The sequence below is a fragment of the Streptomyces sp. CLV115 genome (assembly GCF_038448545.1).
In the GTDB taxonomy this organism is placed as follows: domain Bacteria; phylum Actinomycetota; class Actinomycetes; order Streptomycetales; family Streptomycetaceae; genus Streptomyces; species Streptomyces sanglieri.
Genome location: NZ_JBCEWQ010000009.1, coordinates 25,820 through 46,889, shown reverse-complemented (window position 1 = coordinate 46,889; position 21,070 = coordinate 25,820). Strand labels below are relative to the sequence as shown.

Sequence of the window (21,070 nt, the reverse complement as noted above, 5' to 3'; positions counted from 1 at the left end):
CCTTATTTCGGCCCACGGCCGGCTTTCGGGGGACAGTGCCCGGGCCCGACCCGGACGAACGGTCCTAGCTCTGGTGTCCCTCGTAGTGCGCCACCGCGTCCGCGGTGCGCCCGGCGCCGTACACCCTGAGGAACTCTGCCAGTTCCGGGTGGGTCGGGGCGAGGGAGTCGGCGGCATCGATGATGTCACCGGCCGCCGCGACCGACCGCATCAGCGACTGGATCTCGCGGACCACGCGCCGGACGGTGGGGGCGCCGCCGGTGTGCGAGGTCTGGCCGGTGCCGGTCAGGACGGAGCCGCCCTGCGACTTCTTGATCTCCTCCATGCGGTCGGTGGCCTCGCCCGCGCTGACGCTGCCGTCCGCGACCTGACCGGCCAGCTCCTGGAGCGCCTGGACCCGCTGGACGACCGCCGGGTTGCCGATCTTCGCCCGCTGGCCGCTCATCAGCTGGGAGAGCATGGGGGCGGACAGCCCGAGGACGGCGGCGAGCCTGGCCTGGTTCAGGCCGAGATCATCGATCAGCCGGCGGAAGAGCGCACCGAGGGGTTCCCCGTACCAACTGCGCTGAAGCTCCCTGGCTCTGGCCGTTGCCTCTTGCTGCGCTGCGTCCATGGCGTCTCCCCTTCGCTGCGGCTTCGCTGCTGCGAACCTCGACGTGCATCTTACGGAGAGTGGTCGCCGACCGGGAGCCCCCATCTTTTTTGCAGGATTCCGGGGAGTACCCGGTACTGTTGTCTGCGGCGGTGGCCGGAACGCTGGGGCGTTCGGGGCTGTCCGTTGTTCGGGGCCTTAGCTCAGTTGGTAGAGCGCTGCCTTTGCAAGGCAGATGTCAGGAGTTCGAATCTCCTAGGCTCCACATCGAGAAAATGCCCTCCGATCTGCGGAAACGCAGTATCGGAGGGCATTTTTCGTGCCTGTGGGAGTTCGAGTGCGGAGGGCGGGGCCGTAGGCCCTGAGCGCTTCGGGCCGGTGCCGGGCGGGGGTTCTCCCGTCGGATCCCCGCCGGTCGCCGCGCCGCCGCTCGGCTCAGCGGCGGCCGTCCGGGCCGGAGCCGTTCACGCCTTCCGGGCCGTCCGTCCCGTCGGTCTCGGTCCCGGCCTGCTCGGCCCGGACCTCGGGGTCGAGCGGGGTAGGGCCGCTGCCGTCGACCGAGGTCAGGGGTGCGCGGTCGGAGACCTCCGTGGCGGCGGGCGGTTCGACCAGCCAGTCGGGGTTGGCCTGCTTGTCCCACCACCGCCAGGCGGCGTAGGCGCCGCCCACCACGAGGCCGGCCACGACGAGCCCCTTGAACAGCCGGCCGGCCCTCGCCCGCCGCTCGTGCTTCCTGACCAGCTGTTTGATCTCCTGCGCCGTGACCTGGCCGCGCAGTGCGGCCAGTGCGGCGGCGCTGCGGGCCGAGGCCTCCTCGGCCACCGGCTGGGCGACGGCCATCGCGTGCTCGACGCGCGGCACCGTGTAGTCCGCGGCGGTCCGGGCCGCCCGGCGGGTGCGGCGCGCGGCGCGCCGGCCGACCTCGTCGACCTTGGGGGGCACATGGGTCAGGGCGAGTTCGATACGCGGTGCCAGATGCGCGTCGTACTGGACGCGGGCCTGCCGGGCCGCCCTGGACACCTTCGGCGCGAGCCGCGTGCGGGCCTCGTGCGCGAGATGTGCGGCCTGGTCCTTGGCCGTGTCGGCATAGGGCGCCACCACTTCCGCGGCGTGCTGCACGCTGTCCTTCGCCGAGTCGGTTGCGGCGCGCACGCTGTCGATGCGGGTCACGGGATCCTCCTCCTTGGTGGCGGGTAGACACTCCGCCTTTCCACCCATTTCGAGATCATGCCTGCCTCATTCCGGTATGGCATGCCGGGCGGGCATCCGGGTCATTCAGGACATGAGTGACACTTTGGGCAATGCGGTGCAAGGGGAGCTTGTCGACGACAATGCCACGGTTCGATCCGGCCCGCGCCGGTACGTCACGCACTTGGCCGCATTTGTTGCTGCGGACCGCGGAATGCGGAATGCGGAATGGGGCAGGAAGGTGAGTGCCGTGCGCCCGACGGTGGTGGCCGGGCGCCGGAACGTACGGTCCGTGCGAGGATCGGTGGCGTCACTGAGACGCAACGTCACCGAAGAAGACTCAGCGTCACCGAAGACTTACGGAAGGCAGATCGTGGCCGAGCAGCTTTACGCCACCTTGAAGACCAATCAGGGCGACATCGAAATCCGGCTCCTGCCGAACCACGCGCCCAAGACGGTCAAGAATTTCGTCGAGCTCGCCAAGGGTGAGCGCGAGTGGACGCACCCCGAGACGGGTGAGAAGTCGACGGACAAGCTGTACGACGGCACCGTCTTCCACCGTGTCATCAGCGGCTTCATGATCCAGGGCGGCGACCCGCTCGGCAACGGCACCGGTGGCCCGGGCTACGAGTTCGCGGACGAGTTCCACCCCGACCTCAGCTTCAACAAGCCGTACCTGCTGGCCATGGCCAACGCCGGACCGGGCACCAATGGTTCGCAGTTCTTCGTGACCGTGTCGCCGACCGCCTGGCTGACCGGCAAGCACACCATCTTCGGCGAGGTCGTGGACCCCGCCAGCCAGAAGGTCGTGGACGCCATCGCGGGTACCCAGACCAATGCCCGTACCGACCGCCCGGTGCAGGACGTCGTGATCGAGTCGGTCGTCGTCGAGACCCGTTGATCACCAGCGGTCGCCGGTCGATCACACGCTGATCTCCCTTCCGGGAACCAACCGCCCTGCCCGTCCGTACTGATACATAGCGGACGAGCAGGGCGGCGTCGTGCGTGCCGTGCCCGTCATGACCAGGACCGAAGGGACCGGGAAGCGATGGGACCGATGGACCGGCAGCCGCCGGAGGGCAGTGACCAGTCCGCCGCGGCGGGCGGCTCGCTCAGCTGCTACCGCCACCCCGGTCGCGAGGCGAACATCCGCTGCACCCGCTGCGAGCGCCCGATCTGCCCCGAGTGCATGATCGACGCCTCGGTCGGCTTCCAGTGCCCGGACTGCGTCCGCCGGGGATCGGGTACGGGACACGGGCCCGCCGCCGGCCGGCCGCGCACCGTCGCGGGCGGCAGCATCACGGCCGATCCCCGCCTCGTCACCAAGATCCTGCTCGGCATCAATGTCGCGGTGTACCTCGCGGTGCTGGCGAGGGGCACCGCGCTGGTCGACGACCTGATGCTGCTCGGCCGTGCCGCGACCTATTACGGCGGCCCGCCCGAAGGCGTCGCGGAAGGCCAGTGGTACCGGCTGGTGACGTCGATGTTCCTGCACCAGGAGATGTGGCACATCGCGTTCAACATGCTGGGGCTGTGGTGGCTCGGCGGACCATTGGAAGCGGCGCTCGGCCGCGCCCGCTACCTCACGCTCTACCTGGTGTCCGGGCTGGCCGGCAGTGCCCTCACCTACTGGCTCTCCGCACCCCAGCAGGGCTCGCTCGGAGCCTCCGGGGCGATCTTCGGACTGCTGGGTGCCACCGCCGTGCTGATGCGCCGGCTCAACTACGACATGCGCCCGGTCTTCGCGCTCCTCGCGGTGAACCTGGTCATCACCTTCAACCCCTGGGGCGGGATCGCCTGGCAGGCGCATGTCGGCGGTCTGGTCGCGGGCACGCTGATCGCGATCGGCATGGTGCACGCACCCCGCGAGCGGCGCGCGCTGGTGCAGTACGGCACCAGCGCCCTGGTCCTCGCGGCCGTGATCCTCGTCGTCGTCTTCAGAACGGCCGCGCTCACCTGAGCGGATATCGTCCCGGGGTGGCACATCCACAGCCCTGGTTGTCCACAGCGGGTGCCAGATCTTGTGCATTCTGTGGGAACAACTGTGCCCCTTGTCGCTGAGCTGGGTTTTTCCAGCAGGGACAAGGGGCGTGTCATCCCCCGATGGGGGAGACTGCAGTCACATCGGCGTCAACCGTCAGGGAGTTATCCACAGATCGTCTGACCTTTTCCCCTGCCTGTGGATAACGCTGTGGGTAACTCGGGGCAAGGGTTGCGGGGCGGGGCCCCGCTGTGCAAAGGGCAACGCGACCACGAAGGCCGCGGTGCCGGCTCCGCCGCGGTTCTGCTTCCGTCGCCGTGCTACTTCTGTCGTCGTGCTACTTCCACTGTGTGGAGACGCCGAAGCCGCCGGCGATGAAGCCGAAGCCGACGACGATGTTCCAGTTCCCCAGGTCCTTGATCGGCAGGTCGCCGTCCGTCACATAGAAGACGACGATCCAGGCCAGACCGATCAGGAAGAGCGCCAGCATCACCGGCGCCACCCAGCTGCGGCTGGTCAGCTTTATGTTGGTTGCCTGCTTCGCCGGAGGGGGCGTGAAGTCGGCCTTCTTGCGGATACGTGACTTCGGCACGAGGAACTCTCCTGTCGATGCGCTGCGTGACCGCGCAGGGAACTGTGGCTGGCGCCGGGGCGGAGCTCGAGGAGAATGCTGCCTACCTCGGGCGTCCGTTAGCGTAGTGCTTCCCTGGCGCCGAAGGAGATAAGGGTACGTTGAGCAATTCTGCCGACTCCCCCCAAGGCCCGGTCCGGCGCACCTTCCGGCACCCGGCCCGTGTGCTCACCGCTGCCGTGTTCGCCCTCGCCGGACTGATCTTCGTCACGAGCGCCAACACGGCCAAGGGCACCAACATCCGGACCGACTCGTCGCTGCTGAAGCTCTCCGACCTCATCCAGCAGCGCAGCAACAAGAACGCCCAGCTGGACGAGACCACCGCGGCCGTGCGCGACGACATCGACGCCCTCGTCCGGCGGGACGACGGCAGCACCGAGGCGGAGGAGGCCCGGCTCAAGGAACTGGAGCGGGCCGGCGGCACCACGAAGCTCACCGGCCGGTCGGTGTCCGTCACCCTCAACGACGCCCCGCCCAACGCCACCGCCAACCCCGGCTACCCCGACCCGCAGCCCAACGACCTGGTCATCCACCAGCAGGACCTCCAGGCGGTCGTCAACGCCCTCTGGCAGGGCGGCGCCCGGGGCATCCAGGTCATGGACCAGCGGCTGATCTCCACCAGTGCGGTGCGCTGCGTCGGCAACACCCTGATCCTCCAGGGCCGGGTCTACTCCCCGCCCTACAAGATCACCGCGGTCGGCGACCCGGGCAAGCTGAAGAAGGCCCTCAACGACTCCCCTGCGATCAGCAACTACCTGCTGTACGTGAAGGCGTACGGGCTCGGCTGGAAAGTCGATGAGCACGAGGCGGTGACTCTTCCCGGCTACTCGGGCACAGTGGACCTCCACTACGCGGAGCCCGTGGAGCAGTAGCGGGCGGCCGTGAAGCTGTGAATCGGCGAGCGGCTGTGGGGAGGCCGGCCAGGTGTCGGTGCGACTGATCGTCAGGACGTTCAGCGAACTCTGCGTCACCGTCGGCGCCCTGATCGTTCTCTTTGTCGTGTACGTGCTGTTCTGGACCGGGGTGCAGGCGGCCGACGCCACCGAGGGGCAGATCGACGACCTGCGCAGCCGGTGGGCGCAGGGCCCGGTGTCCGCACCCGCGCCGCAGCCCACCGCGACGTCGAGGACGCCGGACGCGCCCGAGCAGCCTCCCGCTCCCGCCGCCTACCGGGACGGCAAGCCGTTCGCGATGCTGTACATACCCCGCTTCGGCAAGGACTGGGAGTGGCCCGTCCTGGAGAACACCGGGGTCCGGACCCTGCAGAAGGGCCTCGGCCACTACTCGGGGACCGCCCGCCTCGGTGCGACGGGCAATTTCGCGGTGGCCGGACACCGCCGTACGTACGGCGACCCGTTCAAGGACTTCCCGAAGCTGCGTCCGGGCGACGCGGTGGTGCTGAGCGACGGCACGACGTGGTTCACGTACCGCATCGACAAGCCGCCCTACCGGACCGTGCCGAGCGACATCGGGGTCATCGACCCCGTCCCGCGCAAGTCCGGATTCGACGGGCCCGGCCGCTATCTCACGCTGACCACCTGCGACCCGGAGTGGGGCAGCAGCCACCGGCTGATCGCCTGGGCCCACCTCGATGCCACCCGGCCGGTCTCCGAGGGCGAGCCGGCGGCTTTCCACAGCTGACCCACGCTTCTGCCCCGGCCCTTTAGTCTGGTCTCGTACCGAATGGAGGGGACAACATGTACGGCTGGATCTGGCGGCATCTGCCGGGCAACGCATGGGTGCGTGCGCTCATCTCGCTCGTGTTGGTACTGGCTGTTGTCTACGCGCTTTTCCAGTACGTCTTCCCCTGGGCGGAGCCGCTGCTTCCGTTCGGAGATGTGACGGTCGACGGCTCGACCGGGACGGAGGGCGGACAATGAGCGCCCGCATTCTCGTCGTGGACAACTACGACAGCTTTGTCTTCAACCTCGTCCAGTACCTCTACCAGCTCGGCGCCGAGTGCGAGGTGCTCCGCAATGACGAGGTGACCACGGCACACGCCCAGGACGGCTTCGACGGCGTCCTGTTGTCGCCCGGTCCGGGCACCCCGGAGCAGGCGGGCGTCTGCGTCGAGATGGTGCGCCACTGCGCGGCCACGGGTGTCCCGGTCTTCGGGGTCTGCCTCGGGATGCAGTCGATGGCGGTGGCGTACGGCGGTGTCGTGGACCGCGCCCCCGAGCTGCTGCACGGCAAGACCTCGAAGGTGACCCATGAGGGCACGGGCGTCTTCGCCGGCCTCCCGTCCCCCTTCACCGCGACCCGCTACCACTCGCTCGCCGCCGAACCGGACACCGTCCCGGCGGAGTTGGAGGTGACGGCGCGGACCGCCGACGGGATCATTATGGGGCTGCGCCACCGTGAGCTGCCGGTGGAGGGCGTGCAGTTCCACCCGGAGTCGGTGCTGACCGAGCACGGGCACCTGATGCTGGCCAACTGGCTGGTGCAGTGCGGCGACACGGGAGCCGTCGCACGGTCGGCGGGGCTCGCACCGGTGGTGGGCAAGGCCGCCGCGTGACCTCGCACCGCCCCGAACCCGACGCCGGTCAGGACGGCCCGTACGAGCCAGGAGCGTACGGGGCGGCCGGAGCGTTCGAGGCGGCGGTCGACCGGCTGGCCGACCCGTTGAACGATCCGCTGCCGGGGCCTCGCACCTCGCCGTGGTTCAGGTCCGGCAATGCTCCGGCCGGGCCGGCCGAGGCGCCGGCGGCCGGACGGGGACAGCACCGTGCCCCGGACGGACCGGCACAGTCGCAGCAGGGGCCCGCCCAGGCACAGGCGTCGTACGGGGCACAGAGCCCCCAGGGCGCTCCGCAGGAGTGGTACGACCCGGAGGGGTTCGCACGGGACTGGTACGGCCCGCAGACGGCTGTACCGGCACCCGTGCCGACACCCGTCCCGGAGCAACAGACGCGGCCCGTGCCGCCGCCCATGGCGCAGCAGCTGGTTCCGCGGCAGCCCGTGCCGGAGGAGCTGACGCAGCCCCTTGCCGTCGCCTTCCCGGTCGGCGACGAGGCGGTCGGCCCACGGACGGCCGGCGCCCACCGGCCGGACGGCCGGGCGACGACGGCCGGACGGCCGGTTCCGGGCCCGGATCCGGCGGGCGACACACAGATCTTCGCTGAGGCTGCCGAGGTGGCCGAGGCGGCTGGAGCAGCGATATCAGCGGCGGACGCCGACTCGTACTCCGCGACCCCGCGCTCTGCGTCGGACCCCGGTGAGGGCTCCGACGGCACCGATGCGGAGCCGCGTACCGGAGGCCGTGCCGAGCGCCGTCGCGCCGCCAAGGGCCGGGGCCGACGCCGTGCCGATCAGCGGCCGGAGGCCGCGTCGACCACCGCCGCGCAGCCCGACAGGCCGATGTCGCGCGTCGAGGCACGGCGGGCGGCACGTGCGGCCAAGGACAGCCCGGCCGTGGTGGCCAGCCGGGTAACCGGCGAGCTGTTCATCACGCTCGGCGTGCTGATGCTGCTGTTCGTCACCTATCAGCTGTGGTGGACGAATGTGCGCGCCGACCAGTACGCCGGCAAGGAGACGCACAAGATCCAGGACGACTGGGCCAAGGGCGACCGCAGCCCAGGGGAGTTCGAAGCGGGGCAGGGGTTCGCCATCATCCACATCCCCAAGCTGGATGTGGTCGCTCCGATCGCCGAGGGCATCAGCAAGGAGAAGGTCCTCGACCGGGGCATGGTCGGCCACTACGGCGAGGGCACGCTCCGCACCGCGATGCCCTCCGCCAAGAAGGGCAACTTCGCCCTGGCCGGGCACCGCAACACGCACGGCGAGCCGTTCCGCTACATCAACCGGCTGAACCCCGGCGACCTGATCGTGGTCGAGACGCAGGACGCGTACTACACGTACAAGACGGCCAGGACCCTGCCGCAGACATCGCCGTCCAACATCTCGGTGATCGACCCGGTGCCGCGCGATTCCGGGTTCAACGGGCCTGGCCGATACATCACTCTGACGACCTGTACGCCGGAATTCACAAGTACGTACCGTTTGATCGTCTGGGGCAAGATGGTCGACGAACGACCGCGCAGCGAGGGGAAGCCCGACGCGCTCGTGGGCTGAAACATCATCACGACAGGGACTGGTGCGGTGACAGCGAGGACCGAGCACGAAGAGCGAACCGGCGAGTCCGTGCCCCCGCCCCGGCGCAGGGGCCGCCATCCCGTCGCGACCGCGGTCAGTCTCTTCGGTGAACTCCTGATCACCGCGGGCCTGGTGCTCGGACTCTTCGTCGTCTACTCCCTCTGGTGGACGAATGTGCTCGCCGACCGTGAGGCCACCAAACAGGGCCACACCATCCGCGACCGCTGGGCGGAGGGGCCGGGCGCGCTGGACACCAAGGACGGCATCGGCTTCCTGCACGTCCCGTCGATGAAGAACGGCGAGGTGCTGGTCAAGAAGGGCACCGACACCGAGAACTTGAACGACGGAATCGCGGGCTACTACACGGAGCCGGTGAAGTCGGCCCTCCCGTGGGACAAGAAGGGCAACTTCACCCTGGCCGCCCACCGCGACGGGCACGGCGCCAAGTTCCACAACATCGACAAGGTGAAGACCGGGGACGCTGTCGTCTTCGAGACCAAGGACACCTGGTACGTCTACAAGGTCTTCAAGGAGCTTCCCGAGACGTCGAAGTACAACGTCGACGTGTTGCAGGAGGTGCCGAAGGGGTCGGGCGCGAAGAAGCCCGGCCGCTACATCACGCTGACGACCTGCACGCCGGTCTACACGTCGAAGTACCGCTACATCGTGTGGGGCGAGCTGGTGCGTACGGAGAAGGTGGACAAGGACCGGACGAAGCCGGCGGAGTTGCGCTAGCCGATACAATGATCTGACCCCCGAAGTCGCAACTAATCCCTGCAACTTCGGGCCTTCTGCCGCTCCGGTCAGCTGCTCCTAATTGAGTACCTGCAGCTTCGATTCCGCGCTCTAGTTGTTCCGTCGCGGGAAGTTGTGGACGGGCGGCGCAGGTCTCGTTGAGGGATCTTGAACGGGCGAGGTCTTTTCGGTTCGGTGTGGATCGCGACGTCTGTAGCAGGTGAAAGCACCTCGCACCCCACAGTAATGCACCCGCACCGAATGCCGGATCAACAAGGTTCGTCTCGCGCGCCGGTGGGGATCTGCCCGCATCGCTCACATGCTCGGACTAGTGCCCTCCACCGTGCATCGCGTACTGATCCGCTTCGGCTTGGCCCGCCTTACGTATCTAGACCGGACGATCGGGCGCGTCGTACGACGCTACGAACGCGGCAGATCCGGCGAACCGGTGTACGTGGACATCAAGAAGCTCGGCAACCCACAGCTATTGCTGGTAGGCGTCGCGCCTCCCAGAAGGCCGCGGGGCACGGCGCTGCCGTCGCTCTGCATCGCGATATCGAGCGCCTCGCGGGAGAGAGAACAGGGCAGCCACGCACACAGCAGCATCCGCTCGGTGTAGATGAGGTGGTTGTTGATAACGGCTTTTGCGATCTCGAAGTAGGCGGCGCCTTCGCATGTTGTCTAAGAGTGAAGCCGGTGGTTTGCACGTCCTTGTAACCCGCCCCGCCGACCATTCCTGGATAAGGTGTAGCGATCTGCCAGTAAAAGCGATGGATCGCTACACCTTATCTAGAGTAAGGGAAGTCTAGGCTTCTCCAGATTGCCAAACGTCATCACAAGTGCTCACCTTCTTGGTGCTGTAGGTGCCGTTGCATTCTACGACCAAGATTGGAGTTCCCTCGGTTATGTTATGTCCTACCGATGTAGGTCCGTTGTTCGCTCCGTTGTGATCCCAGATAGCGAAGTCGTATCCCCAGCCGCTGTGGTAAGGCTTGGCGTCAACAAGTAGCACTGCCGCCCCGCCGTCTGCGCATGTGTCCTCTGAGGTAAATATGTCTCCTGTGGCATAAAAATCTCCTTTCCCGCCATAGACGCACTTGGGGTGGCCGAGCTTGGGTGGGGCGTATGAAACATTAGAATTCTGTTGTGCTTGGGCTGGTGCGATGGAGAAACAGGCGAACGTGAGCGCCCCAATAATTGGGGTGGCGAAGCGTGCTCGCTTTATCTTTTGCGTCTGCGACATCAAGGGATCCTCTCGGTCGACTAATTGGTAATCTTTTTCAGATTAGCGACCTGGTTGGCGTGTGTCAATTTTTAAGGTTGATGTTTTCTGGAAAGCGGAGATTCTTCAAATGTTGTGAATTGGGGTGAAGTGTATGAATTGGGTGCAAGTTTTCGGCCAGGTCGTTATTTTAGCTTTCGATGCGTAAGGTGCCGTTTTGGTTGGCCTGCTTGTTGCTGGATTGGGGTAAATTGCATCGCTTTAAACTCGATCTCGTGTCTGTATTCAGACTGGTTGTTATCAGGCAGCTGTTGATGAAGTGTGGCTGGTTTCAGCTGTGTTCGTGAGTGAGTGCCAAGCCGTGGATTCCGGTACCTGCGAAAAAGCTGCATCAAGCGCACAATCCCGGAGTCAGAAGACCAACCCGCCGACCGGCGACGGCTGCCCGGCGTATTTACCCGCAGGCTTTGACTTCGAGGGCTATGGCCGCTGCGGCAAGGGCGAACGGGCCATGAGCCGAATCAAGAAATCCCATGCTGTGGCGGCCCGACACGACCAATTGGGCCGACATCTTCCACGGAGCAGTCACCTCAGCGTGAAAGTAGTGGATAGTTCATACTCTCGGTGGATGACGATGGCAGGACAGTGGAACGAGCCAGTCGTGGTCGGTTTACTGAAGGCTGAGTTACTGCTGATCGAGGACGAGCGTGAGATGTTGGCGCGCTCGTTGAGGAATTGCACACCCTCGCAAGCCGCAGTTCTGCGGTGCCAGATAGCGCTGGGGAACGCAACGGGTGTGACGAACAAGGATGCTATCGTCCGGCTCTGTATCGAGAGCGCACACGGTCGGTCGGGGCTCGGTTCGTCCGCGACCGATGGAGCGCCTGGCTGATGAGCCACGGTCGGGCGGCCCTGAGCGACGGACAGGTAGCAGAGGTCGTCGTGCGCACGCTGGAAGCTTCACAGAAGCACGCAACGCATTGGTCGACGTGGGAAATGGCCCAGCAGACTGGGCTGTCCCAGTCGACCGTCTCGCATATATGACGCCAGCACCTGGTGGATGCACCAGCCGTCCAAAGCCCCGCAGCTTATTGAGAGGGCCTGCGACGCGGTCAGGCTTTACCTCTCCCTGCCGGACTGGGGGCTGGGTGCGGATGGGAAGGCGTTGGGCCGGTCGGCCCCTATGCTGCCAGATATGGAGCGGCGTCCACAGAATGTCCAGAGTCTGGAGAAAGGCACCTGGATCTGGGTCAAGGCTTGGAACAAAGAGCCGCACTCCTACGTCTGAGCAAAGACCGCAGAAGAGATTTCGAACGCCTCGCCGGACACCTGAACCGAGTTTCTAACTTAAAGCACTAAGAGGTCCTAACAAAGGCGTTGGACGTGTCGGTGGGTGATGAGGCAGGTGGCGAGGCCGAGGAAGGCTTCATGGATGTCGTCGCGTCGCTCCCAGCGGACACGTAGGCGTCGGAAGCCGTGAAGCCAGGCGATGGTGCGTTCGACGACCCAGCGATGAACGCCGAGACCGGATCCGTGCGGGACACCGCGGCGGGCGATGACCGGTTTGATGCCCTGGGCCCAGACAAGACGGCGGTACTTGTCGTGGTCGTAGCCGCGGTCGGCCAGCAGCGTGTCCGGTCGCCGTCTCGGCCGGCCGACCAGGCCAGCGACGGACGGGACCTTCGCCGGCAGGGGCATCAGCTGGGTAACATCGTTGCGGTTTCCGCCGGTCAACGACACCGCGAGCGGGATGCCCTGCCCGTCGACGAGGACGTGGTGCTTGCTGCCCGGACGTGCTCGGTCGACCGGGCTGGGCCCGCTTTTGGGCCGCGTCGAGCGGCCCGGACATGGCTGGAGTCGATCACCGCCCTCGACCAGTCCAGCTGCTTTGCCAAGCGCAGCTTCGTCAGCAGGACCGCAGGAAGCCGGTCCCGGACACCGGCCTCTTTCCACGCGGCAAGCCGCCGCCAGCACGTCATGCCGGACCCGAACTCCTGGGGCAGGTACTCCCACTGGATCCCGGTGTGGAGCACGAACAGAATCCCGCACAGAGCCTGCCGGTCAGGCACCCGAGGCCGCCCCGCCGCCAGCTTCGGCGCCGAAACCGGCAACAACGGCTCGATCAGCAACCACAGTTCGTCCGAAACGATCGACGGTCGGGAGTTCCTCTTCGCCACGAACGGACCAACGAGCAACCAAGCCGACAGTCACATGATCAACAGCTTCTGTTAGGACCTCTAAGGTGCAACTTTGGCCCGTGCCTCGGTCACGTTGACGCCGACACTTTCGTCGACGAGTAGCCGAGCCGAACGCTCGGAGGGGAGACCCCGGCCAACCGTTCGGCGCGCAGACGGTTGGCCGACTGATCAAGCAAATCACGTGTTGCAACAATTCCTGGGAACTGTTTTGCCCCGACGAAGTCCCTTATCGTTCATCCGTGCGATTCGGAGTTAGCCTCGTCTGCCGGACGGGCCGCCGAAGATGTTCCCGTTTCCGCCGCCCGGCATGGTCATCACGTTGACCGCGCTGTTCTTGTCGACCGGCTGGTTCGCGCCGGGCTGGAAGGTGACGACCTTGGCGTTGTCGTCGTTCGGCCCCTGTACCTGGCCGAGTTGCAGCCCGGCCGCGGTGAGCAGGCCCTTGGCCTCCCCGAGCGTCCTGCCCTGGAGATCCGGAACGGTGGTCTGCTCGGGCTGCTGCGGGCCCTTGGAGACCGTCAGCACGATCTGGGTGGTCAGCGGCTGCATCGAGTCGGGGGGCGGCGTCTGGCTGATCACCTGGTTCGCCGGCTTCTCCGAATCGACGTCGGTCCTGGAGACGTTGGTGAAGCCCAGGCCGTTGAGCTGGGCCACGGCCGCGTTGTAGTCCCGGTCGGCCACGTTCGGCACCTTCTGGGTGGCCTGCTTGGCGACCGTGATGGTGACTTCGGAGTTCTTCTCGGCCTTCGTGTTGCCCTCGGGGTTCTGCTTGATGACCGTACCGGCAGTCTTCTCGGACTCGACCGAGGTGACGTTCACCGTGAAGCCCTTGGCTTCGAGGTCCTTGCGGGCCGTCGCCTCGGTCTTCTCCACGACGTCCGGGACATCGATCTTGCGCGCCCCGGTGGAGACGACGACCGTGACGGTCTCCTTCTTCGCCATCGTCTCGTCGTCGGTCGGGGTCTGACTGCAGATCTTGCCCTTGGGCTGGTCCTCGCACGGCTCGGACGAGCCGATCTTCAGGACGATGCCGGCGTTGTCCGCGAGCCGCTCGGCCTCCTTCACGGTCGAACCGACCATGTTCGGCACATCGACCTTGTCGCCGTCGCTGTCGCGGTTGCTGAACACCGACTGGCCGATCAGGACCGCGCCGATCAGCACCAGGACACCCGCCACGATCAGCAGGATCGTCGAGGTGTTGCTCTTCTTCTGGCGACGGCGGTCCGGGCGGTCGTCGTAGCCGTAGCCGCCGTCGTCCGGGTTGACCGGGGGCAGCATCGACGTCTGCGCGCCGTTCTGGTCCGCGGCGCGCAGCGCGGTGGTCGGCTGGTCGTTGCCGTATCCGTCGTAGCCGCCGTAACCGGCCGCGCCCATCGCCGCGGTGGCGGCGACCGGCTGGCCGTCGAGGCAGGCCTCGATGTCGGCGCGCATCTCGTCGGCCGACTGATACCGGTAGTCGGGGTCCTTGACCAGGGCCTTCAACACGATCGCGTCCATTTCTGGCGTGATCTCGGGGTCGAAGTTGCTGGGCTTCTGCGGCTCTTCCCGTACGTGCTGGTAGGCGACCGCGACCGGTGAGTCACCGATGAACGGCGGCCGTACCGTCAGCAGCTCGTAGAGCAGACAGCCGGTCGAGTAGAGGTCGGACCGCGCGTCGACCTGCTCGCCCTTGGCCTGTTCCGGGGAGAGGTACTGGGCGGTGCCGATGACGGCGGCGGTCTGGGTCATCGTCATTCCGGAGTCGCCCATGGCGCGGGCGATGCCGAAGTCCATGACCTTGACCTGACCGGTGCGCGTCAGCATGACGTTCGCCGGCTTGATGTCCCGGTGGACGATCCCGGCGCGGTGCGAGTACTCCAGCGCCTGGAGGATGCCGACGGTCATCTCAAGGGTGCGCTCGGGCAGCAGCTTGCGGCCGGAGTGCAGTAGTTCCCTGAGCGTCGACCCGTCGACGTACTCCATCACGATGTACGGAATGGAGACCCCGTCGACGTAGTCCTCGCCGGTGTCGTAGACGGCGACGATCGCCGGGTGGTTGAGCGAGGCGGCGGACTGGGCCTCACGGCGGAACCGGGCCTGGAAGGACGGATCGCGGGCCAGATCGGCGCGGAGCGTCTTCACAGCTACGGTGCGGCCGAGCCGGGTGTCGTGTGCGAGGTAGACCTCGGCCATGCCACCACGGCCGAGCACCGAGCCCAGCTCGTACCGGCCGCCGAGGCGACGCGGCTCTTCCATAACTGTTTCAGCCCTCTCCGTCAGTCCCGACCGCACCGGTGTGTGGTCCGGCGGTGTGCTGCTCGCGCATACGCTACCGGCCGCGCACTACCCGATCGGCCCGGAGTCCGGACCTGATACCTGACCGGTATCCCGATGTGCAGGTATGGCACCCGATGTGATGGGTGTCACTTCTTGCTGTCGATGACCGCTGTCATCACGTCCCGCGCGATCGGGCCGGCCAGGCCGCCACCGGAGATGTCGTCGCGGTTGGCGTCGCTGTCCTCGACGACCACGGCGACGGCGACCGGGGAGCCGCTGTCGGTCTTGGCGTACGAGATGAACCAGGCGTACGGGTTCTCGCTGTTGTTCAGGCCGTGCTGGGCGGTGCCGGTCTTGCCGCCGACAGTGACGCCGGGGATGAGGGCCTTGGTTCCCGTGCCGTTCTTGACGACGGTTTCCATCATCTGCTGCAGCTTCTGCGCGTTCTCACCCGAGAGGGGCTGGCTGAACTGCTCCTTCTCGTGGGTGTAGATCGCGTCCAGGCTGGGGGCCTGGCGCTCGGCGACCATGTACGGCTGCATCAGCTTGCCGTCGTTGGCCACGGCCGCGGCGACCATCGCCATCTGGAGCGGGGTGGCCCGGTTGGACGCCTGGCCGATGCCGGCCATGGCGTTCTGCGGGCGGTTGTCCTTGGGGTAGACGCTGGCGTCGGCGCGGACCGGGGTGAAGATCTCCTTGTTGAAGCCGAACTTGCCGGCCTCGTCGATCATCTTCTGGTTGCCGAGGTCATCGCTGATCTTGCCGAAGACGGTGTTGCAGGACCACCGCAGCGCTTCCCGGAGCGTGGCGTTCTCGCACGGGATGTTGCCCTCGTTCGCGAGGTTGCCGGTGGTCAGCGGGAGCCGCCAGGGCAGCGGGGAGTCCGTCTTGTCGTCGATCCCCTTGTACAGCCCGTTCTCCAGGGCCGCGGCGGCGGTGACGACCTTGAAGGTCGAGCCGGGCGGGTAGGTCTCGCGCAATGCCCGGTTGAGCATCGGCTTGTCCTTGTCCTTCAGGAGCTGCTGGCGGGCTTCGGCGTCCTTGAGGGAATTGCCCGCGAAGACCGACGGGTCGTACGAAGGAGTGCTGACCAGGGCCAGGATGGCGCCGGTCTGCGGGTCGAGCGCGGCCACGGCGCCCTTCTTGTCGCCGAGACCCTTGAAGGCGGCCTTCTGGGCGGCGCCGTTGAGGGTGGTGACGATGTTGCCGCCGGTCTTCTTCTTGCCGTTGAAGAGGGACAGCGTGCGGTCGAAGAACAGCTGGTCGCTGTTGCCGGTGAGGATTCCGTCCTCAAGGCTCTCCAGCTGCGAGGCGTCGAACGCCTGCGAGGAGTACCCGGTGACGGGGGCCCACATGGGGCCGTTCTTCCAGACCCGCTTGTACTTGAAGTCGCTGCCCTTGGTTTCGACGGACCCGGTGACGGGGGATCCGTCGACGATGATGTTGCCGCGCTCGTGGGCGTACCGCTCGATCTGGACACGGCGGTTGTGCTCGTTCCCGTTCAGTTCGTCGGCGCGGACGTACTGGAGCCAGTTGACGCGTACCAGGAGAGCGAGGACGAGCAGTCCGCAGAAGAGCGCAATCCTGCGAAGGGGCTTGTTCACGGTCGGACCACCTGGGTCATCTCGGCATCGGGCGAGGGCGCCGGGGTCGGGGCGGGACGGCGCGCGGTGTCGCTGATCCGGAGCAGGATGCCGATCAGGGCCCAGTTGGCGATGACCGACGATCCGCCTGCCGCGACGAACGGCATGGTCATACCGGTCAGCGGGATGAGCCCCATGACACCGCCGGCGACGACGAAGACCTGGATGGCGAAGGAGCCGGAGAGCCCGATCGCGAGGAGCTTGCCGAACGGGTCGCGGGCGGCGAGGGCGGTGCGGACGCCGCGCTCGACGATCAGGCCGTAGACGAGCAGGATGGCCATCATCCCGGCGAGGCCGAGCTCTTCGCCGACCGTGGCGAGGATGAAGTCGGAGTTCGCGGCGAAGCCGATCAGGTCGGAGTTGCCCTGACCGAGCCCGGTTCCGAGGGTGCCGCCGGAGCCGAAGGCCATCAGGGACTTGGCCATCTGCTCGCTGGCCGCCAGCTTGCCCCAGCCGTCGAACGGGTCGAGCCAGGCGGTCACACGCTGCTGTACGTGGGGTTCGAACGTGGCCACACCGACGGCGCCCGCCGCAGACATCAGAAGACCGAAGACGATCCAGCTGGTGCGCTCGGTGGCCACGTACAGCATCACGACGAACATGCCGAAGAACAGCAGGGACGAGCCCAGGTCCGTCTCGAAGACCAGGATCAGGATCGAGAAGGCCCAGACCATGAGGATGGGACCGAGGTCACGGCCCCGGGGGAGATAGAGGCCCATGAAACGGCGGCTGGCCAGGGCCAGCGCGTCCCGTTTGACCATGAGGTAGCCGGCGAAGAACACCGCAATGATGATCTTGGCGAATTCTCCCGGCTGGATCGTGCCGACGCCGGGGATCTTGATCCAGATCTTGGCGCCGTTCACCGCGGGGAAGAACATCGGAAGGATCAGCAGGAACAGCGCCACCAGCATGGAGATGTAGGTGTAGCGCTGCAGAATGCGGTGGTCCTTCAGGGCCAGCAGAACGACGACCAGCAGCGCGACGCCCGCGGCCGAGAACAGCAGCTGCTTGGAGGCGGCGGGTGCGAAGTTCTCGGTTGCCTGGAACCGCGGGGACTGGTCCAGGCGCCAGATGATGGCCAGTCCCAGCCCGTTCAGCAGCGTCGCCAGCGGCAGCAGCAGCGGGTCCGCGTACGGGGCGAATCTGCGGACGGCGAGGTGGCCGATGCCGCCGAGCAGGGCGAGTCCGAGCCCGTATCCGAGCATGCCGGAGGGCAGTTCGCCGTTGAGGGCGAGTCCGACGTTGGCATAGGCGAACACCGAGATGGCGACGGCGAAGACCATCAGCATCAGCTCGGTGTTGCGGCGGCTCGGTGCGTCGATCGCGCCGATCGTGGTCGTATTGGTGACAACGCTCATGGTGCTGAAGGCCCCCTACGGCTTTACTGCTTACCGCACTGCGGGACCAGCTTTTTCTCTTCCTCCGAGAGGCTGGGACCAGGAGTGGGAGTTTTGGTCGGCTTGGTCTTGGCTGCGTCGGACGTCTTCGCGCCACTGGTGGTCCCGGCGGACTCCGCGTCCGTACCCGGTGCCTGGGCCTCGTCGGCGCCGGCCTTCTCGGCGGCTCGTCGTTCGGCGTTCTTCTTGCAGGCGGACGCCTGGACGGAGAGTTCGCCGATCTTCTCGCGGGCGGCGGAGATGTTGCCCTCGGCGATGGTGGCCTCGACCTGCTTGCGCTGGTAGGGCGGGAGGTACTTGAGTTCGATCTCGGGGTGGTCCTTCTCGACCTCCGAGAGCGAGACCCAGGCCAGGTCCTGGCTGATGCCGCGGAACAGCGCGACGTGCTCGTTCTTCGCGCCGACGTAGAACTGGCTCTGTGTCCAGCGGTAGCCGCCGTAGAGGCCGCCGCCGACGACGGCGAGCGCCAGCACTGTGTACAGGGACCTCTTCAGCCACTTGCGGCCGCCGCCGGGCTTGACGAAGTCGTCGTCGGTGTACGCGTCGAAGGAGCCGTCGGGCATCCCGCCGTAGCCGCCGTCGTCGCCGCTTCCGGGCGGGCCGAACCCCCCCGAGGGCGGCGGTACGGACCGGCCGAGGCCGGCCGCCCGTCCGGCGGGGGTCTGCATGGCGGCCGTGCTCTCGGCGTCGCTCATCTGCGCCGCCTGGTTCTCGGCGACCGCGCCGACGACGACCGGGGTGTCGTTGAGCTGAACGGCCAGGGTGTCGTTGCTGTCGACATCGAGGACGTCGGCGACGATGCAGGTGATGTTGTCGGGGCCGCCGCCGCGCAGGGCGAGCTGGATCAGGTCCTGGATGGTCTCCTGCGGACCCTGGTAGCTGGCGAGCGTCTCTTCCAGGGTCTGGTGGGAGACGACGCCGGACAGGCCGTCGGAACAGATCAGATAGCGGTCGCCGACCCGGACCTCACGGATGGAGAGGTCGGGTTCGACGTGCTCGCCACTGCCCAGTGCCCGCATCAGCAGGGCGCGCTGCGGGTGGGTGGTCGCTTCTTCCTCGGTGATCCGGCCCTCGTCGACGAGCCGCTGCACCCAGGTGTGGTCCTGGGTGATCTGGGTGAGCACGCCGTCGCGCAGCAGGTACGCGCGGGAGTCGCCGACGTGGACGAGGCCGAGGCGCTGGCCGGTCCAGAGCAGGGCGGTGAGCGTGGTGCCCATGCCCTCCAGCTGGGGGTCCTCCTCGACCATCACGCGCAGCTGGTCGTTGGCCCGCTGGACCGCGGTACCGAGCGAGGTGAGGATGTCCGAGCCCGGGACGTCGTCGTCGAGCTGGACGAGCGTGGAGATCACCTCGGAACTGGCGACCTCACCGGCTGCCTGGCCGCCCATGCCGTCGGCGATCGCGAGAAGGCGGGGCCCGGCGTAGCCGGAGTCCTCGTTGCCCTCCCGGATCATGCCCTTGTGCGATCCGGCGGCGAAGCGCAGGGAAAGACTCATGCGCACCTCTCCCGTCGGCTCGGGGTATAGCCGGTCTCGAGCCACACTGCCCACCCTCCGGTCGGGAGCCGGGCGGGGGCCGTTGCCCGGACCGCCGCGGCTCGCTCGCTCCGCTCGCTCATTGTCGTACTACTTCCGCAGCTCGATGACGGTCTTGCCGATCCGGATCGGCGCGCCCAGCGGAACGGGTGTCGGGGTGGTGAGTCGGGTCCGGTCGAGATACGTGCCGTTGGTGGACCCGAGATCCTCGACGATCCACTGGCCGTCACGGTCGGGGTAGATCCTGGCATGCCTGCTGGACGCGTAGTCGTCGTCCAGCACGATTGTTGAATCGTGCGCCCGGCCCAGCGTGATGGTCTGCCCCTGGAGCGCCACCGTGGTGCCGGTGAGGCTGCCCTCGGAGACGACCAGCTTCGTGGGTGCCCCCCGGCGCTGCCGGCCCGGCTGCTGGCGTTGCTGCGGCGGCGCCGCAGCATTCTGGCGTGCCTGTGGAGGCCGTGCGTCGTTCGCATTGCGGCGTGAGCCGCGCTGCGTGACGCGCGTTCCGAACAGGTCACTGCGAATGACCTGAACGGCCACGATCACGAACAGCCACAGAACAGCCAGGAAACCTAGCCGCATGACCGTCAGGGTCAGCTCTGACATTGCCCCCGCTTCACCCTTCGGCTTGCCGGTAAACGATGGTGGTGCTGCCCACGACGATCCGCGAGCCGTCGCGGAGCGTAGCGCGGGTGGTGTGCTGCCCGTCTACCACGATGCCGTTGGTAGACCCGAGATCCTGGATCGTCGAGGGCGTTCCGGTCCGGATCTCACAGTGCCGGCGCGATACGCCGGGGTCGTCGATCCGCACGTCGGCGTCGGTGCTGCGTCCCAGCACCAGCGTCGGGCGGGAGATCTGATGGCGGGTGCCGTTGATCTCGATCCAGCGCCGCACCTGCGCGTTCGGCAGGGGGCTGGGCCCGGCCGGCGGGTGCCGGTCGGTGCTGGGTGCTCCGGGCCTGCCGGTGCCCGGCGGCGGGGCCGCGGGCATGGGCGGGGCGGCGCTGGGCGGGTATCCGTAGCCGCCGGTGGGCTGAGCGGACCGGCCGGGACCCGGGTGGGGAGGCTGGCCCTGCAGTCCCTGGCGGCCCTGGGGGTCCTGCTGTGACGAACTCGACGCCAGGGTGCGGCTGCGTACCCGGTAGAGCCCGGTGTCGAGGTCGTCGGCCTTCTCCAGGTGGACCTTGATGGGGCCCATGAAGGTGTACCGCTGCTGCTTGGCGTAGTCGCGGACCAGCCCGGAGAGCTCGTCGCCCAGCTGGCCCGAGTACGGGCTGAGCCGCTCGTAGTCGGGGGTGCTGAGCTCGACGATGAAGTCGTTGGGGACGACGGTCCGCTCGCGGTTCCAGATCGTCGCGTTGTTGTCGCACTCGCGCTGGAGGGCTCCCGCGATCTCGACCGGCTGGACCTCGGACTTGAAGACCTTGGCGAAGGTGCCGTTGACCAGACCTTCGAGACGCTGCTCGAAACGCTTCATGACTCCCATGGGGCACCTCCTCCGTTGTAGTCGTCCCTGTACTGCTTACTGATCGTATCCACGCGTAGGGAAATCGGCTGGTTCCCCTTGTCTGCCCTGTGGATGAGTGTCACCTCTCACACG

18 protein-coding genes, 1 tRNA gene and 1 pseudogene are annotated in these 21,070 nt (G+C 67.1%); 10 read left to right on the top strand and 10 right to left on the bottom strand.

Annotated elements, in window-relative coordinates; genetic code table 11:
• Window positions 1-64: 64 nt before the first annotated feature.
• On the bottom strand, window positions 65-613 hold the full coding sequence (locus AADR41_RS05535) for a helix-turn-helix domain-containing protein (protein WP_342280236.1): 549 nt from the start codon (window positions 611-613) through the stop codon (window positions 65-67).
• A 171-nt stretch (window positions 614-784) separates the two neighbouring features.
• Between AADR41_RS05535 and AADR41_RS05530 the strand changes: the two genes are divergently transcribed.
• Window positions 785-857: transfer RNA gene (locus tag AADR41_RS05530), tRNA-Ala, on the top strand.
• Between the two features lie 170 nt (window positions 858-1,027).
• Here AADR41_RS05530 and AADR41_RS05525 read toward each other — a convergent pair.
• Window positions 1,028-1,762, bottom strand: a complete 735-nt coding sequence (locus AADR41_RS05525) for a DUF5324 family protein (protein WP_342280235.1) — start codon at window positions 1,760-1,762, stop codon at window positions 1,028-1,030.
• A 391-nt stretch (window positions 1,763-2,153) separates the two neighbouring features.
• On the opposite strand from AADR41_RS05525, the gene AADR41_RS05520 reads away from it, so the two are divergent.
• Entirely contained in the window at window positions 2,154-2,681 is a 528-nt protein-coding gene (locus AADR41_RS05520) for a peptidylprolyl isomerase (protein ID WP_342280234.1), read from the top strand.
• A gap of 156 nt (window positions 2,682-2,837) precedes the next feature.
• The gene (locus tag AADR41_RS05515) at window positions 2,838-3,740 is read left to right on the top strand and encodes a rhomboid family intramembrane serine protease (protein WP_342280284.1); all 903 of its coding nucleotides are present in this window, start codon (window positions 2,838-2,840) and stop codon (window positions 3,738-3,740) included.
• Window positions 3,741-4,098: 358 nt separating this feature from the next.
• On the opposite strand, the gene crgA is transcribed toward AADR41_RS05515, so the two are convergent.
• Complete coding sequence (gene crgA, locus AADR41_RS05510; protein ID WP_093548084.1) at window positions 4,099-4,353, bottom strand: cell division protein CrgA; 255 nt, start codon at window positions 4,351-4,353, stop codon at window positions 4,099-4,101.
• Window positions 4,354-4,493: 140 nt separating this feature from the next.
• Here crgA and AADR41_RS05505 point away from each other — a divergent pair, with 140 nt between their 5' ends.
• The 7 genes and pseudogenes from AADR41_RS05505 to AADR41_RS05475 form a co-directional block, all read left to right on the top strand.
• Window positions 4,494-5,264, top strand: coding sequence for a DUF881 domain-containing protein (locus AADR41_RS05505; RefSeq protein ID WP_342280233.1), 771 nt, complete (start codon window positions 4,494-4,496; stop codon window positions 5,262-5,264).
• A gap of 52 nt (window positions 5,265-5,316) precedes the next feature.
• Entirely contained in the window at window positions 5,317-6,033 is a 717-nt protein-coding gene (locus tag AADR41_RS05500) for a class E sortase (protein ID WP_342280232.1), read from the top strand.
• 56 nt (window positions 6,034-6,089) lie between these two features.
• Window positions 6,090-6,272, top strand: a complete 183-nt coding sequence (locus AADR41_RS05495; protein WP_266914546.1) for a hypothetical protein — start codon at window positions 6,090-6,092, stop codon at window positions 6,270-6,272.
• On the top strand, window positions 6,269-6,907 hold the full coding sequence (locus tag AADR41_RS05490; RefSeq protein ID WP_342280231.1) for an aminodeoxychorismate/anthranilate synthase component II: 639 nt from the start codon (window positions 6,269-6,271) through the stop codon (window positions 6,905-6,907). Before AADR41_RS05495 ends, AADR41_RS05490 begins: the two co-directional genes overlap by 4 nt.
• The gene (locus AADR41_RS05485) at window positions 6,904-8,463 is read left to right on the top strand and encodes a class E sortase (RefSeq protein ID WP_342280230.1); all 1,560 of its coding nucleotides are present in this window, start codon (window positions 6,904-6,906) and stop codon (window positions 8,461-8,463) included. The genes AADR41_RS05490 and AADR41_RS05485 overlap by 4 nt, the downstream gene beginning before the upstream one ends.
• Before the next feature lie 27 nt (window positions 8,464-8,490).
• On the top strand, window positions 8,491-9,219 hold the full coding sequence (locus AADR41_RS05480) for a class E sortase (RefSeq protein ID WP_342280229.1): 729 nt from the start codon (window positions 8,491-8,493) through the stop codon (window positions 9,217-9,219).
• 250 nt (window positions 9,220-9,469) lie between these two features.
• Window positions 9,470-9,694, top strand: a pseudogene (locus tag AADR41_RS05475) (IS481 family transposase); the annotation flags it as partial.
• A 2,112-nt stretch (window positions 9,695-11,806) separates the two neighbouring features.
• On the opposite strand, the gene AADR41_RS05470 reads toward AADR41_RS05475, so the two are convergent.
• From AADR41_RS05470 to AADR41_RS05440, 7 genes are all read right to left on the bottom strand, one after another.
• Window positions 11,807-12,618 (bottom strand): IS5 family transposase gene (locus tag AADR41_RS05470; RefSeq protein ID WP_446750982.1). Its coding sequence is split into 2 segments (ribosomal slippage): window positions 11,807-12,267 and window positions 12,267-12,618, totalling 813 coding nucleotides; the frame shifts between segments, so codons are not numbered across the junction.
• 273 nt (window positions 12,619-12,891) lie between these two features.
• Window positions 12,892-14,874 carry a Stk1 family PASTA domain-containing Ser/Thr kinase gene (pknB, locus tag AADR41_RS05465; protein WP_342280227.1) on the bottom strand — a complete coding sequence of 661 codons (1,983 nt, stop codon included), beginning with the start codon at window positions 14,872-14,874 and terminating at the stop codon, window positions 12,892-12,894.
• A 167-nt stretch (window positions 14,875-15,041) separates the two neighbouring features.
• Window positions 15,042-16,499 (bottom strand): penicillin-binding transpeptidase domain-containing protein, encoded by a 1,458-nt coding sequence (locus AADR41_RS05460; RefSeq protein WP_342280226.1) that lies wholly within the window; start codon window positions 16,497-16,499, stop codon window positions 15,042-15,044.
• On the bottom strand, window positions 16,496-17,896 hold the full coding sequence (locus AADR41_RS05455; RefSeq protein ID WP_342280225.1) for an FtsW/RodA/SpoVE family cell cycle protein: 1,401 nt from the start codon (window positions 17,894-17,896) through the stop codon (window positions 16,496-16,498). Before AADR41_RS05455 ends, AADR41_RS05460 begins: the two co-directional genes overlap by 4 nt.
• 23 nt (window positions 17,897-17,919) lie before the next feature.
• Entirely contained in the window at window positions 17,920-19,431 is a 1,512-nt protein-coding gene (locus AADR41_RS05450) for a PP2C family protein-serine/threonine phosphatase (RefSeq protein WP_342280224.1), read from the bottom strand.
• 129 nt (window positions 19,432-19,560) lie between these two features.
• Window positions 19,561-20,076, bottom strand: a complete 516-nt coding sequence (locus AADR41_RS05445; protein ID WP_326766599.1) for an FHA domain-containing protein FhaB/FipA — start codon at window positions 20,074-20,076, stop codon at window positions 19,561-19,563.
• A 10-nt stretch (window positions 20,077-20,086) separates the two neighbouring features.
• Window positions 20,087-20,956: a DUF3662 and FHA domain-containing protein gene (locus tag AADR41_RS05440; RefSeq protein ID WP_342280223.1), complete on the bottom strand. Its 870-nt coding sequence runs from the start codon at window positions 20,954-20,956 to the stop codon at window positions 20,087-20,089.
• Between the last annotated feature and the right edge of the window lie 114 nt (window positions 20,957-21,070).